18 protein-coding genes and 1 other annotated feature are annotated in these 15,029 nt (G+C 38.4%); all 18 genes read right to left on the reverse strand.

The annotated features are described in order from the left end of the window. Positions 1-270: 270 nt before the first annotated feature. Positions 271-873, reverse strand: a complete 603-nt coding sequence (locus C1N55_RS19670; protein ID WP_137730349.1) for a class I SAM-dependent methyltransferase — start codon at positions 871-873, stop codon at positions 271-273. 87 nt (positions 874-960) lie between these two features. Then, the gene (gene rplL, locus C1N55_RS19675) at positions 961-1,320 is read right to left on the reverse strand and encodes a 50S ribosomal protein L7/L12 (protein ID WP_107932277.1); all 360 of its coding nucleotides are present in this window, start codon (positions 1,318-1,320) and stop codon (positions 961-963) included. Between the two features lie 80 nt (positions 1,321-1,400). Next, positions 1,401-1,901, reverse strand: coding sequence for a 50S ribosomal protein L10 (rplJ, locus tag C1N55_RS19680; protein WP_137730350.1), 501 nt, complete (start codon positions 1,899-1,901; stop codon positions 1,401-1,403). 33 nt (positions 1,902-1,934) lie between these two features. Next, positions 1,935-2,079, reverse strand: a sequence feature (ribosomal protein L10 leader region). A gap of 75 nt (positions 2,080-2,154) precedes the next feature. Beyond that, positions 2,155-2,853 carry a 50S ribosomal protein L1 gene (gene rplA, locus C1N55_RS19685; RefSeq protein ID WP_137730351.1) on the reverse strand — a complete coding sequence of 233 codons (699 nt, stop codon included), beginning with the start codon at positions 2,851-2,853 and terminating at the stop codon, positions 2,155-2,157. Positions 2,854-2,992: 139 nt separating this feature from the next. Then, positions 2,993-3,418, reverse strand: a complete 426-nt coding sequence (gene rplK, locus C1N55_RS19690) for a 50S ribosomal protein L11 (protein WP_137730352.1) — start codon at positions 3,416-3,418, stop codon at positions 2,993-2,995. A 206-nt stretch (positions 3,419-3,624) separates the two neighbouring features. Further along, positions 3,625-4,161: a transcription termination/antitermination protein NusG gene (gene nusG / locus C1N55_RS19695; RefSeq protein WP_137730353.1), complete on the reverse strand. Its 537-nt coding sequence runs from the start codon at positions 4,159-4,161 to the stop codon at positions 3,625-3,627. A 135-nt stretch (positions 4,162-4,296) separates the two neighbouring features. Beyond that, the gene (gene secE, locus C1N55_RS19700) at positions 4,297-4,482 is read right to left on the reverse strand and encodes a preprotein translocase subunit SecE (RefSeq protein WP_137730354.1); all 186 of its coding nucleotides are present in this window, start codon (positions 4,480-4,482) and stop codon (positions 4,297-4,299) included. A gap of 241 nt (positions 4,483-4,723) precedes the next feature. Further along, positions 4,724-4,870 carry a 50S ribosomal protein L33 gene (rpmG, locus tag C1N55_RS19705; protein ID WP_137730355.1) on the reverse strand — a complete coding sequence of 49 codons (147 nt, stop codon included), beginning with the start codon at positions 4,868-4,870 and terminating at the stop codon, positions 4,724-4,726. 86 nt (positions 4,871-4,956) lie between these two features. After that, positions 4,957-5,604 (reverse strand): RNA polymerase sporulation sigma factor SigH, encoded by a 648-nt coding sequence (sigH, locus tag C1N55_RS19710; RefSeq protein ID WP_137730706.1) that lies wholly within the window; start codon positions 5,602-5,604, stop codon positions 4,957-4,959. Positions 5,605-5,678: 74 nt separating this feature from the next. Continuing rightward, positions 5,679-6,191: an NYN domain-containing protein gene (locus C1N55_RS19715; protein ID WP_137730356.1), complete on the reverse strand. Its 513-nt coding sequence runs from the start codon at positions 6,189-6,191 to the stop codon at positions 5,679-5,681. A gap of 8 nt (positions 6,192-6,199) precedes the next feature. Next, entirely contained in the window at positions 6,200-6,952 is a 753-nt protein-coding gene (rlmB, locus tag C1N55_RS19720; protein ID WP_137730357.1) for a 23S rRNA (guanosine(2251)-2'-O)-methyltransferase RlmB, read from the reverse strand. Beyond that, entirely contained in the window at positions 6,953-7,369 is a 417-nt protein-coding gene (locus C1N55_RS19725; protein WP_137730358.1) for a Mini-ribonuclease 3, read from the reverse strand. Position 7,370: 1 nt separating this feature from the next. Next, positions 7,371-8,774, reverse strand: a complete 1,404-nt coding sequence (cysS, locus tag C1N55_RS19730) for a cysteine--tRNA ligase (protein WP_137730359.1) — start codon at positions 8,772-8,774, stop codon at positions 7,371-7,373. Positions 8,775-9,247: 473 nt separating this feature from the next. Continuing rightward, positions 9,248-10,708 carry a glutamate--tRNA ligase gene (gene gltX / locus C1N55_RS19735; protein ID WP_137730360.1) on the reverse strand — a complete coding sequence of 487 codons (1,461 nt, stop codon included), beginning with the start codon at positions 10,706-10,708 and terminating at the stop codon, positions 9,248-9,250. 266 nt (positions 10,709-10,974) lie between these two features. Beyond that, positions 10,975-11,451 (reverse strand): 2-C-methyl-D-erythritol 2,4-cyclodiphosphate synthase, encoded by a 477-nt coding sequence (ispF, locus tag C1N55_RS19740; RefSeq protein ID WP_137730361.1) that lies wholly within the window; start codon positions 11,449-11,451, stop codon positions 10,975-10,977. A gap of 16 nt (positions 11,452-11,467) precedes the next feature. Then, a complete protein-coding gene (gene ispD, locus C1N55_RS19745) occupies positions 11,468-12,151 on the reverse strand; it encodes a 2-C-methyl-D-erythritol 4-phosphate cytidylyltransferase (RefSeq protein WP_137730707.1) in 684 nt (227 codons plus the stop codon). A 56-nt stretch (positions 12,152-12,207) separates the two neighbouring features. Further along, positions 12,208-13,302 (reverse strand): PIN/TRAM domain-containing protein, encoded by a 1,095-nt coding sequence (locus tag C1N55_RS19750; RefSeq protein WP_137730362.1) that lies wholly within the window; start codon positions 13,300-13,302, stop codon positions 12,208-12,210. A gap of 216 nt (positions 13,303-13,518) precedes the next feature. Next, a complete protein-coding gene (gene radA, locus C1N55_RS19755) occupies positions 13,519-14,895 on the reverse strand; it encodes a DNA repair protein RadA (protein WP_137730363.1) in 1,377 nt (458 codons plus the stop codon). Positions 14,896-15,029: the final 134 nt, after the last annotated feature.

The following is a 15,029-nucleotide window of genomic DNA, read 5'->3' on the forward strand; positions in this document are numbered from 1 at the left end:
ATAGGTCTTTGCAAAACCACCTAAATGGTGTATGATTTCCAAAGACAAAAAGAAAACGAGTCTTTTCTCAAGAATCATTTTCGGTTAAACTAAACTTATTCATGGTAAGTATACCCACATAAAATGCATTGCATACAAAAGGGCACACTCCCACAAAATAATAATTTTGCATTTTATTATGTTATCATAGCCAATTTGTCAAGTCAATATTTTATACTCTTAGAGCTTTTATTTCCAGTTACAATTTATAGGGAAAAGGAAATAAAAAACCTATTTTTTCGCTCGTATAATCCAGTAACCCTTCTTCTTCTCGACTACTTCAACCTCAGTAAACATTTCTTCTAAATGATTTACCGTAGATGGCGCACCTTGTTTCTTCTGAATAACAATCCACAATTCTCCACCAGCCGATAACTTTTCGTAAGCACCGTCATAAAACTTAAAAACAGTTTCTTTACCAGCTCGAATCGGTGGGTTAGTTAATATTGCCGCTACTTGTAATCCATCTTCTACAGAAGCTAGACCATCACTTTCAAAAATTCGTACATTTTGAACTCCGTTTACTTGCGCATTTTTCTTCGATAGCGCAACCGCCCTTTCATTGATATCCATCATATAGACGGTGCATTCCGGATTTTGCTTTGCAATCGACAGTCCGATCGGACCATAACCGCAACCAACGTCTAATATTGCACCTTCTATTTCTGGCATTTGAAAGGTTTCAATTAATACACGGGATCCAAAATCTACTTCGCTTTTACTAAATACTCCTGAATCCGTTTCAAATATAAACACATTCCCGAGTAACGTAAATTTCCATTGGCGTGGTTTACTTTCAGTTTGAGGCTTATTTGAATAATAGTGTTCAGACATCGCAACGTGCCCTCCTCAAAGAAAATGAAGAAAGCCCGTCAAAAAGACGAGCTTTCTTTATTTATTGAAAATAAGGTAAGTGAGAAATTATTTAACTTCGATTGAAGCGCCAACTTCTTCAAGTTTAGCTTTCATTTCTTCAGCTTCTTCTTTAGATACGCCTTCTTTTAATGCTTTAGGAGCGTTATCTACTACTTCTTTAGCTTCTTTTAAGCCAAGACCAGTGATTTCACGTACCACTTTGATTACTTTAATTTTTTGGTCACCAGCAGATGCTAGTACTACGTCAAATTCAGTTTTTTCTTCAACAGCAGCTGCACCGCCACCTACTACTGCTACAGGAGCAGCAGCTGTTACACCGAATTCTTCTTCGATTGCTTTTACTAAATCGTTTAACTCAAGAACTGTCATAGCTTTGATAGCTTCTAAGATTTGATCTTTGTTCATTTTATTTTCCTCCTATATGGATGTTTATAGTTTTTTAGGCTATTTGCCTTAAGATTGTTGTTTTGAAGTTTAGGCTACTATTAAGCGCCTTGCTCTTCTTTTTGTTCTGCAACAGCTTTTGTTGCAAGTGCGAAGTTGCGCACTGGAGCTTGAAGTACAGATAAAAGCATTGAAAGTAAACCTTCGCGTGATGGAAGTTCAGCAAGAGCTTTCACATCATCAGCTGAAGAAACGTTACCTTCGATGATACCTGCTTTAATTTCAAGAGCTTCGTTCTTTTTAGCGAATTCATTGATGATTTTCGCTGGAGCTACTACGTCTTCGTTAGAGAACGCAACAGCGTTTGGACCAGTTAAGAATTCGTTAATTGCTTCAACACCAGCGATTTCAGATGCACGACGAGTTAAAGTGTTTTTGTATACTTTGAACTCAACACCCGCTTCACGAAGTTGTTTACGAAGTTCTGTAACTTGACCAACAGTTAAACCACGGTAATCCACTACAACTACTGAAGCTGCAGCTTGGAATTTATCAGCGATTTCTTGTACAACTGCTTTTTTTGTTTCGATTACATTGCTCATGATTGACACCTCCTATTAGAATGGGTCATTTATACCGACAAAAGAAAAGCCTCTAGCCATATAAGTAGACTAGAGGCGGAAAATTCATCATCTTAAAAGAATCCGATTTCTGTGTCCTCGGTAGGGAGATTTAAGTGCTTAGCACCCCTACTGTCTACGGTACAAATGGATATTCACAACGTCATTCATCTTAACAAGAATGATGACAGTTGTCAATAATATTTATAATTAAATTACTTGCTAATATTTTCTATTATTTAACAACTACGCTAGAAGAATCAATTTTCACTGATGGTCCCATTGTAGATGTAACATTTACAGATTTCATGTAAGTACCTTTAGCTGCAGCAGGTTTTGCTTTTTGAACTACGTCAAATACAGCTAAGAAGTTTTCAACTAATTTTTCAGTTTCGAATGAAACTTTACCGATAGGAGCGTGAATGATACCAGCTTTGTCAGCACGGTATTCTACTTTACCAGCTTTAATTTCGTTGATAGCTTTAGTTACGTCAAAAGTAACTGTACCAGTTTTAGGGTTTGGCATTAAACCTTTAGGTCCTAATACACGACCAAGTTTACCAACTTCACCCATCATGTCAGGAGTTGCAACGATTACATCGAACTCGAACCAACCTTGTTGGATTTTGTTGATGAACTCTGCATCGCCTACATAGTCAGCACCAGCAACTTCAGCTTCTTTAAGTTTTTCACCTTTAGCAAATACTAATACACGTTGAGTTTTACCAGTACCGTTTGGTAATACTACTGCACCACGGATTTGTTGGTCGTTTTTACGAGTATCAATTCCAAGTTTGAAAGCTACTTCAACTGTTGCGTCGAATTTTACTGTGCTTGTTTGTTTTGCTAAAGCGATTGCTTCTTCAGCAGTATATAAAGTTGAACGGTCAACTAATTTAGCTGCTTCTTGCAGTCTTTTACCTTTTTTTACCATTATAATTTCCTCCTTGATTGTGGTTATAGCGGATATTCCTCCCACGAATAGAGGTTGCGCTTGTTCCCAAAGAACTTACCGCAACCTCCAAAAAACAAAAGCCTTCTAATCATCAAGTAAACAAGATATTCGTAACGAATTAGTCTTCGATTACAATACCCATGCTGCGTGCTGTACCTTCAACCATCGCCATAGCTGATTCAACTGAAGCAGCGTTTAGGTCTGGCATTTTTTGTTCAGCGATTTCGCGCACTTTATCACGTTTAACCGTTGCAACTTTTTTACGGTTTGGTTCACCTGATCCAGATTGGATACCTGCTGCTACTTTAAGTAATACTGCTGCAGGTGGAGTTTTTGTAATGAAAGTGAAAGAACGGTCTTCGAAAACTGTGATTTCAACTGGGATAATTAATCCAGCTTGATCAGCAGTACGAGCGTTGAACTCCTTACAGAATCCCATGATATTAACACCTGCTTGACCTAATGCAGGACCAACCGGTGGAGCTGGATTTGCTTTACCAGCAGGGATTTGAAGTTTTACAATTTTAATAACTTTTTTAGCCACGAGACACACCTCCTTAAGTCCGTGATGTGGTAATTGGGTTGCCCCTCCCACTCAAATATCTGTCTGTCAGCTAATTGCCGATAACATTAAAAGATTAATTTTCATAGACAAACTGTACTTGGACAGTCTGACCTATGAAATGATATCACTTTTAAGTTACATTAGCAAGTAAAATCTTATTCAAAAATATCATCCGTGTTGTAGAACTATAATTTTTGAATTTGTTCAAAGTCAAGTTCCATTTTAGTTTCGCGACCGAACATATCAACAATAACTTTAACTTTCCCTTTGTCCGCATCAATTTCTTCAACCTTACCTTGGAAATGTGCAAACGGTCCTTCTAACACCTCGACCACTTCTCCAACAGTGATATCCAATTCGCCAACTGTCTTTTTCGAGATACCCATTTGATGCAATAAACGATCCACTTCTTCAGGTAATAGCGGTGTTGGTTTTGCACCACCACCTGATGAACCGATGAATCCAGTAACACCTGGCGTATTACGTACTACATACCAAGATTCGTCTGTTAAAATCTGTTCTACTAATACGTAGCCCGGGAAAACTTTACGCATTACCGTACGTTTCTTCCCATCCTTTAAATCTGTTTCTTCATGTTCTGGAACAATTACACGGAAAATATTATCTTGCATCCCCATTGTTTCAACACGTTTTTCAAGGTTCGCTTTTACACGATTTTCATAACCTGAATAAGTATGAACTACATACCATCTTTTTTCCATAACATTTGCCGGACTATTTGTCCGTCCCTCCTTCACTCATCACATACGCCTAACCAATGCAATTTAAGTAAAACAAATGAAAAAAACCCGTTAACATTTAAAGACGGGCCATTTTCAAAATATTAACATTACTTTTTATAAATCTATATACCAGCGGAATAGTTCTGAAACACCTAAGTCAACTAACACAAAAAAGATAGCCATAATAATTACCGTTGAAACTACGACAACTGTATATTTTGTAAGCTCTTTACCTTTTGGCCAGCTCGTCTTTCTCATTTCAGACATTACATCTGATAGAAACTGTTTAATCTTGCCCATTCTAGCTTAACCTCCGAACAAATCATCTATTCTATGTTTCAATCTAATTTACTAAATCAAATGCGTAGGCGCGTAAGTCCGCCGAGAATTTATGAAATACATCCGATAAATTTGGCGCAGGCATCCGCAAAATAGACTTTAACTTCAATCAGCTGTTTGAATACGTATAGAGCTATAGAACCGCTTCGTATTCACTGGACCTTTCAAACTAATGCGAGACCAATTCTGAATGAAAGTAAAATTATCGAGTTTGTTTATGCACCGTATGTTCATTACAATGTGAACAAAACTTTTTCAATTCGAGACGCTCATTTGCATTGGCTCTTTCAGGAACTGAATAATTTCTGGAACCACATTTTTCACAACATAAAACGATTTTCTTATGCATTTTGAAAATTCACCTATTTTTTTGCATTTTGTCTTTTAAAGACTAACACCTAAACCTATTACTGTCAATAAGAGCAAAGTTTCGCTCTAACTTTGCTCACCTATTTCCAGGTGACGTTCTAGCTTACGTTTTACACGTTGGAGAGCATTATCAATTGACTTAACATGACGATTCAATTCTTCGGATATCTCATTATAAGATTGCCCATCTAAGTATAAAGCTAAAACCTGTTGTTCAAGCTCACTTAGAATTTCGCCAATTTTCTCCTCAAGATGAGAATATTCTTCACGATTAATCATTAAATGCACTGGATCATCTGACTCTGTACTTGTGATAATATCCATCAATGTACGATCTGATTCTTCATCATAGATTGGTTTATCAAGAGAAACATAGGAATTAAGCGGAATATGCTTTTGACGTGTCGCTGTTTTAATAGCAGTAATGATTTGACGTGTAATGCACAGCTCCGCAAATGCTCTAAAGGAAGAAAGCTTGTCCCCCTTAAAATCTCTAATAGATTTATATAAACCTATCATTCCTTCTTGAACTATATCTTCCTTATCTGCTCCAATTAAAAAATAAGAGCGAGCCTTCGCTTTGACGAACAGTCGATACTTCGTAATTAAATAATCTAACGCTTCTGTATTACCGTGATGTACTTCTTCAATAAGTTGTTCATCTGAAAGGTCTTCAAATCGTTGCAATACTTGTGTTTGACTTTCTTTTAGCATCGGCATCACCCCAGAACGTTCATATAGTGTGTTAGGATAAGTATAACGGAACTGGAAAATATAGGTCAACCTAGTTATTTCAAACCTCTTCTCCATTTCTCAAAAGCTAGTTCTACTTCTTTAGATAATTGAATCCTAGATTTAGGTTTTTCTTCATGAGTTATTTTTACTTTCTGCGTGATATTAGACTTTATAATTTCCATTTCTATTTCTAGTTCTCTTGCCGACTTACGAAGGGCACCATTTCCGAAAATCACATTTTGCTCTGTCATATCAGAAGTGGCTACATAGATTTGTATTTTACGACCCTTTAATTCATTTGTTAGCTTTTCAATCTGTTCATCTGCTGTTTCATTTTTTCTAGTATAAATGATTTCAACCGCATTTTGCACATAGGTTTGTTGTACTCCTGGAACTAAGTGGGCATCAAACACGACAATCACTCGCCCCCCCATGGCCGCTTTATATTCAGCCATGTGTTCCAGCAAGCGATTGCGCGCTTCCTCAAAATTCGTATCGCGAAGAGGTCTTAATTCTTTCCATGCGCCAATCATATTGTAGCCATCGACAATTAAGATCGTTTGCATAAGACAACTTATCCATTCTTTTCTTGGCGCTTGCGATACACTTCATACATTAAAAGGGCGGCAGCTACAGAAGCATTCAATGAATTTACATGGCCGATCATTGGCAAGTGATATAAAAAGTCACATTTATCCTTTAATAATCTACTCATACCGCGACCTTCACTGCCGATAATCACTGCTAATGGCAAGGTTGCATCCATTTTACGATAATCAGCAGATCCCTTAGCATCCGTCCCCGCAATCCAAACGCCCTTCTCTTTTAATTCATCCACTGTTTGCGCAAGGTTTGTTACCCTTACAACAGGCACATGTTCAATCGCACCCGTTGAAGCCTTCGCTACTACAGCAGTTAAACCTACCGCACGTCTTTTCGGAATAATAATGCCATGAACACCGATTGCATCAGCTGTTCGCATAATTGAGCCAAGGTTATGTGGATCTTCAAGTTCATCTAGAATAAGGAAAAATGGGTCTTCATTTTTTGCTTTCGCAGCATCAAACAAATCCTCTAACTCCGCATACTTATAGGCAGCAACAGAAGCAACAATACCTTGGTGATTTTCACTTGATAATTGGTCTACTTTTTTCTTAGGGACAAATTGAACAAGTACCCCACGCTCACGGGCTAAATCCAAGACCTCGTTAATACCTGTCTTCTTTACACCTTCCGCTACCCAAAGCTTATTAATTTCTCTACCTGAACGTAACGCTTCTAGCACAGGGTTTTTTCCAGCAATCATTTCATTATTGTGTTCAGTCATTTACGATGCCCCCTTTGATTGCTCAACAATTTTAATAGCATAATCAATCATTTCATTAACTCGTTCATATTGTTTAGTTAAATACAAGCTTCCTAAAACCGCTTCAAAGCCGGAACTATTTCGGTAGGTTTGTACATCTGTATTTTTCGGAACTGAGCCTGATTTTGCGTTGCGTCCTCTTTTAAAAACAGCAACCTCTTCTTCTGTGAGGTAATTTTCGTCCATTAATCGGTGCACGATCATAGATTGAGCTTTTGCAGATACATAATTTGTTGCCTCTTTATGTAATCGATTTGGTCTAGCTCGTCCACTCAATAGAAGATGTTCCCGAACTTTTTGTTCGAGAACAGCATCTCCCATATAAGCCAATGCAAGTGCATTTAGTTGTTTTACATCTTCAATACGAAGTTGTGCCATATTACAAACCTCGTTTCCAACGTGTACCTTGACGTGTATCCTCTAGAATAATATTCAGATTTAAAAGCTGGTCACGAATTTCATCTGAACGAGCAAAATCTCGATTTTTACGCGCCAGGTTACGTTCTTCGATTAGAGCTTCAATTTCATCATCTAAGAGTTCATTTTCCACGACTAATTTAATACCCAGGACGTCGCCAAGTGCATCGAATGTTGCGATAAACGCTTTTAACACACGTTCTTCTGTATTTGCTTCGCTTAGGTAGATATTTGCAATACGTGCTAATTCGAAGAGTGTAGAAATAGCATTTGCAGTATTGAAATCATCATCCATCGCAATTTCAAATTGTTTTTTCACTTCATCGATTTTTTCTAAATACGCTCCGCCATTATCAGCCAGGTTTGTTGAAGCAGATAATCTGTATTGAATATTCGAATAAGCCGTACGAAGTCTTTCTAATCCAGCTTGAGCCGACTCAACTAAATCCTGTGCAAAGTTAATAGGGTGACGGTAATGTACAGATAACATAAAGAAACGCAATACCTGTGGGTCGATTTGCTGACGAATATCATTCACTAACACAAAGTTCCCAAGAGATTTAGACATCTTCTCATTGTCAATATTAATATACCCGTTGTGCATCCAATAACGTGCAAATTCTTTTCCGGTATAGGCTTCGGATTGAGCAATCTCATTTTCGTGGTGAGGGAAAGTTAAATCCTGACCACCTGCATGAATGTCAATTGTATCACCAAGATGCTCGCGAGCCATTACAGAACATTCGATATGCCATCCTGGACGTCCTTCACCCCATGGGCTTTCCCATTTAATCTCACCTGTTTTTGCAGCTTTCCATAGAGCGAAATCTAGAGGATCCTCTTTTTTCTCACCCGCTTCAATACGAGCTCCCACCTTTAAATCATCAATTGGTTGGTGTGATAACTTACCATATCCGTCAAATTTACGGGTACGATAATACACATCTCCCTGCGATTCGTAGGCATAGCCTTTTTCGATTAAAACACCGATAAAATCAATAATATCCTCCATATGATTGGTTACTCGGGGGTGTACGTCTGCTTTTTTGCAGCCAAGCGCCGTAATATCCTCAAAATAAGCATTAATAAAGCGGTTTGTTAATTCGAAAACGTCCTCACCTAATTCATTTGCTGCTTTAATTATTTTGTCATCCACATCCGTAAAGTTAGAAACATATTTCACATCAAAACCTTTGTATTGGAAATAGCGACGAACAGTGTCATATACAATAACCGGTCGTGCATTCCCGATATGAATAAAGTTGTATACTGTCGGGCCACATACATACATTTTGATTTTTCCTTCTTCAAGTGGTACAAATGGTTCTTTTTGTCTTGTTAAGGAATTAAATATTAGAATTGTCATTTCACTCTCTCCTTTTTTAATTTACTTTCTAATTTGCATATCGGTTTTAATAAAAAAACGCCCCTATCTTTTCACATGAAAAGACAGAGACGTATTAAACGTGGTTCCACTCTGATTTGAAAGCATTAAACAATTAAATGAAATGCTTTCCACTCGAAAAGTCCGTTAACGCCAGACGACTCGACTTGCCTACTAAGAAAAACACAATTCCTCACCGGAATGGCGAAAATGATGTGTTTTTCATATGCGGAAATCCCAAAATCAATCCGCCTACGTTTCAGCTAAGTGCTCAAAGGTGCATTTCCATAAAATAGAGGCCCAGGTCACTTTCAGCCGATGATGACCCTCTCTTTTAAAACATATTTTATGTACTTCTCCTTATCAACGCTTTTACTATTATTTTGTCAATCCATCACGACTTAAAGTAATTTCATTTTACAATAGGCAAACTAAAAGTCAATTAATTGGAATCATTATTTTACGTATTTTTCGATACGAGCGATTGCTTTTTCTTTTCCGATCAATGCAATAGCATCCGCTAATTCAGGGCCGTGTGTTTGACCAGTTGTTACTACACGAATTGGCATGAATAGGTTTTTCCCTTTATGCCCCGTTTCTTTTTGAACTGCTTTAACAGCAGCTTTAATAGAAGGTGCATCAAAGCTTTCAAGTGCTTCAAGCTGCGCTTTGAATGAGGCCATTACTTCTGGAATCTGTTCACCGGCTAATACTTCTTTCGACTCTTCATCATACTCAATTTCTTCCGCAAAGAACAAGCTTGATAGCTCTACAATTTCAGCGCCAAAGCTCATTTGATTATGATATAAACTGATTAGAGCTGTAGCCCATTGTTGCTGCTCTTCGTTTAATTCTTGCGGAAGTAAACCCTCTTTTTGTAAATGTGGTAAAGCTAATTCTACCACTTTTTCTAAAGGCAGCTTTTTAATATACTGATTGTTCATCCATGTTAGTTTATTTTTATCGAACATAGATGGTGACTTCGAAAGACGTTTTTCATCAAAAATTTCGATGAATTGTTCTTTAGTGAAGATTTCTTCTTCACCTTCTGGAGACCAGCCTAAAAGGGCAAAGAAGTTAAACATTGCTTCTGGTAAATAGCCAAGCTCTTTATATTGTGTAACGAATTGAATGATAGACTCATCACGTTTCGATAGTTTTTTATGGTCTTCGTTTACGATTAATGTCATATGACCATATTGCGGATACTCCCAATCAAATGCATCAAAAATCATCATTTGTTTTGGTGTATTAGATAAATGCTCTTCTCCACGGAATACATGTGTAATGTCCATAAAGTGATCGTCTAAAACAACGGCATAGTTATATGTTGGAATACCGTTCGCTTTTACAAGCACCCAATCTCCAATATCCTTTGATTCAAACGTAACATCCCCACGTACTAAATCCGTGAAGCGGTAAGTTGTGTTTTCAGGTACGCGCATACGGATTGTATGTGGGATACCTTCAGCTTCTTTTGCAGCTACTTCTTCTTTTGTTAAGTGACGGCACTTTCCATCATAAGTAGGGGCTGCGACACCTTTTGCTCTTTGTGCTTCACGAGAAGCTTCCAACTCTTCTGAAGTACAGAAACATTTATAAGCAATTCCACGCTCCAATAATTCTTCCGCGTGTTTTGTATAGACATCTAAACGTTCCATTTGGCGATATGGTGCGTACGGTCCACCAATATCAATCGACTCATCAGGCGTAATTCCTAACCAACGTAAGTTATCAAGCTGAGATGCTTCTCCACCCTCTACATTACGTTCAATATCTGTATCCTCAATACGAACGATAAATTTACCGTTGTGATGTTTTGCAAATAGATAGTTAAATAACGCTGTACGTGCTCCACCAATGTGTAAAAAGCCGGTTGGACTTGGTGCATAACGAACGCGAACTTCCTTCGTCATAATTATTGCCTCCTATATTAGGTCAGTAAGTTTGTTATATTTATTGAGAAATCGCAAAGCCAACACTTCTCAAGTAACCTTGTACATTTTACCACTCAAGGTTAAGAAATAAAAGTGGAGCGGGCTCGTACAGCCGTGAAAGAAACTGGAGGGGCTGACTGTAAGGACGCTCTTTGTCCTTGTAGTCAGCACCGAAGTCCCTACTGGCAAATCCCCTTCAATCCACCTTAAATCTCCACCCATTCTCTATAATATGCACGAGATTTTTATTTCTTAATTAGTAAAATCGTTGCCATTGCCGCAATTCCTTCTTCACGGCCAGTGAAACCTAATTTCTCGGTTGTTGTTGCTTTCACATTAACCTGTGATGGATCTGCTTTTAAAAGCTCTGCAATTCGATTGCGCATTGGTTCAATATAGGGAGCCATTTTCGGACGCTGTGCCATAATTGTGCAATCCACATTTCCAAGCACATAGCCTTTTTCCTCTACAATATTCCAAATGTATTCTAACAATTTTGCACTATCTGCGTCTTTAAATTCTGGATCTGTATCAGGAAAATGGTGCCCAATATCCCCTTCACCAATTGCACCTAATGCAGCATCCGTTACCGTATGCAACAACACGTCTGCATCGGAATGCCCAAGCAACCCTCTCTCATGAGGAATTTCAATCCCGCCAATTATTAAAGGACGCCCTTCTGCAAATGCGTGAACGTCAAATCCTTGTCCTACTCGAAACATATTAATATTACTCCTTCTAGTTATTACGATGCTTTAGTATCGCTTCTCCAAATATTAAATCTTCTTTTGTTGTTATTTTTACATTTTCATAGGTACTTTCCACAATATGAACTTCTTGTCCCAGACGTTCAACAAGCATCGCCTCGTCCGTTCCTAAGAAACCTTGTTTTTCTGCTGTGTCCTCTGCCTGCTGCAACAATTGGAAACGAAAGGCTTGCGGGGTTTGTATCATCCACAAGCTCTCTCGATCAACCGTTTCAGCAATTACACCATCTTGCACAATCTTCATCGTATCTTTTGCCTTTACGCCGGCAATGGCAGCCCCTTTATCATGCGCTGCTTCTACCAAGCGAGAGATTGTAGGTTTCGTTATAAATGGTCTTGCTGCATCATGCACTAACACAATTTCTACTTGTTGCATTTCTTTAATACATGAATGGACAGAATGCTGTCTTTCTTGCCCTCCATTTGGGAGACCTTTTACTTTTGTAATGCGGTATTGATCTAATAATCCCTGGATGTACTCACGTTCCTCTGGTTTGACAGCGAGCCAGATACCTGAACAATTTTCATCACCTTGAAAAACTTCTAATGTATGCATTAGAATCGGTTTGTTATCAAGCTGTAAAAATAATTTATTTTGGCCTGCTCCCATTCTTTTTCCGCTTCCAGCTGCCGGGAGCACTACTTCATATTGCACAAATTCACTTCCCAATCTGTTAAAGCCTCATTTTTCTTCAAAGAGATTTCATTCTATTATGCTACTTGTTCGTCTTTAGGCTTGGCAAATATCATGCGCCCAGCTGATGTTTGCAGCACACTTGTAACCGTAACTGTAATCGCTTGCCCAATATAGCTTCGGCCACCTTCAACAACAATCATCGTGCCATCATCCAAATAAGCGACACCTTGATTTTGTTCTTTCCCGTCCTTTATCACAACTACCTGCATATCCTCGCCAGGGATTACAACAGGTTTCACAGCATTTGCCAGATCATTAATATTTAATACTTGGACATGGTGTAAATCGCAAACTTTATTCAGATTAAAGTCATTGGTTAAAATTTGCGCACCTATTTTCTTCGCAAGACGTACTAGTTTTAAATCAACCTCTTGTACATCCTCAAAATCTTCTTCAGAGATTTGTACAGTTGTAACACGTTCGTCTTGCAGTTTCTTCAACATATCTAGCCCTCTACGGCCACGAGTACGTTTCAATGTATCTGAAGAATCCGCTATATGCTGAAGCTCCGTGAGAACAAACTGAGGAACAATAAGAATCCCTTCAATAAATCCTGTGGAAGAAATATCTGCAATTCGTCCATCAATAATTACACTCGTATCTAACAATTTGTATAATTGCTTTTCCTCAGCTTGAGAAGAGACCGCATCAGTCGACTTCTTCTTTTGTGCTGTATTGGATTTTGAAAACATTTGACTTAGTTCATCACGCTTTGTAAATCCAACACGGAATCCTAGATATCCTAGTAAAATGGATAGTATAATCGGTAAAAATTCAGTAATGATCGGTATTTGAATTCTTTCAATAGCAAAGCCAATGAGAAAAGCTACCATTAACCCTACAATTAATCCAAGGGACCCAAATAACAGGTCAGCTGCCGGAACTTTAAATAAAATCCCTTCCATCCAAACAATTAGCTTCACAAAGTAATCTGATAATGCGAATGATAAAACGAATAATAATATTGCACCTAATGCTACCGAGACATATGGATTGTTAAGCCAGGGATTAGATGATAAATTAATAAACTCGTATAATGGCGGTAAGAAAATAAAACCTAACGCTCCTCCGATAAATAGGAATGCAAATTGAATTACTCTTTTTAACATACTCCCACCTCCTTTTCTTATTATTAATTATACATAGTTCATCTACGGTTTTCGCTATAAACACTTCAACAATTTTAAAAATTAGGTAAAATATTCTTTGGTGTATAAAATAAGGTATGTTCTATTTTTACCCAAAATTAAAAGGAAAAATGCCCATACATCAAAAATGATTGTATAGGCACGGGTTTAGGACATTTTTTAGGCAATATCCTTCATTTATAAATCGTTAAAACAAGCTCTTAATGCTTCATTTATTGTTTCGATGCCAACTACTTGAATACCACTAGGATAATCCCATCCTCCTTGGTTGGAAGCAGGGATAAATGCCCGCTTAAAGCCTAGTCTCGCAGCCTCTTGAACTCGTTGCTCTATTCTCGATACACGGCGTACCTCTCCCGTTAATCCCACTTCTCCAATAAAGCAGTCCGTCGATTTTACTGCCTGATCTTTAAAGCTCGATACAATGGAAGTTAAAACCGCTAGGTCGATGGCAGGCTCATCAAGCTTTACGCCACCAGCCACTTTGATATAAGCATCCTGGGCTTGCAGCAGTAACCCCATTCGTTTTTCCAAAACAGCCATTAACAGCTGCACCCTATTTTGGTCTACCCCAGTAGACATACGTTTCGGATAATTAAAGCTCGTTGGCGTGACCAATGATTGAATCTCAACTAATATCGGCCTTGTCCCTTCCATAGAGGCAACAATTGTGGAACCTGCCGCATCATAGGAACGCTCCTCTAAAAACAGTTCTGAAGGGTTGGATACTTCCTTTAAGCCAGCTTGCACCATTTCGAAAATAGCAATTTCATTGGTAGAACCAAAACGATTTTTAACACTTCGTAAAATTCGATACGTATGATGGCGTTCCCCTTCGAAATATAGAACAGTATCTACCATATGTTCTAGTAAACGAGGTCCAGCGATTTGTCCCTCTTTTGTTACGTGGCCTACTAAGAAAATAGCAATCCCCTTTGTTTTGGCAATCCGCATTAACTCTGCGGTACATTCACGAACTTGAGAAACACTACCAGGGGCACTTGTCACTTCCGGGTGGTGAATGGTTTGTATTGAGTCAATTATGACAAACTTCGGCCCGACTTCTTCTATCGTTTGGTTAATCAACTCTAGATTTGTCTCGGAGTAGATATAGAGTTCTGGTGATTGCACACCCAACCTGGATGCACGAAGCTTTGTTTGACGCATTGATTCCTCTCCGGATATGTACAAAACGCGATGTGCTTTGTTGGATAAAAGGGCAGATACTTGCATAAGCAAAGTCGATTTACCGATACCAGGGTCTCCACCAATTAATACTAGGGAGCCTGGGACAATGCCCCCACCCAAAACACGATTCAACTCTTCCATTTCTGTAGGAATTCGAGGTTCATCCGAGGTTTCAATATTTATGATAGGCGTAGCTTTTTGTGAAATAGAATTGGAATGCTGAAAAGCACCACGTGGACCTTTTGATACGACTTCCACTTCTTCTACCATCGTATTCCAGCCACCACAGCCCGGGCAGCGCCCCATCCATTTTGGAGATTCATAGCCACATGAATTACAACAAAACTTTGATTTCTTTTTTGCCATCTTGTCTCTCCTCCCTAAATTAATTCTTTAGTCAATTGTACATGACAACCTGTGAACCTCCTAATATATTACCAGGAGGTAAATTGAATTTTATAATTTCGAAAAAATTGTTACCCTGTTGAAGTATATCACCG

It is taken from the genome of Lysinibacillus sp. SGAir0095, assembly GCF_005491425.1.
Classification (GTDB): domain Bacteria; phylum Bacillota; class Bacilli; order Bacillales_A; family Planococcaceae; genus Ureibacillus.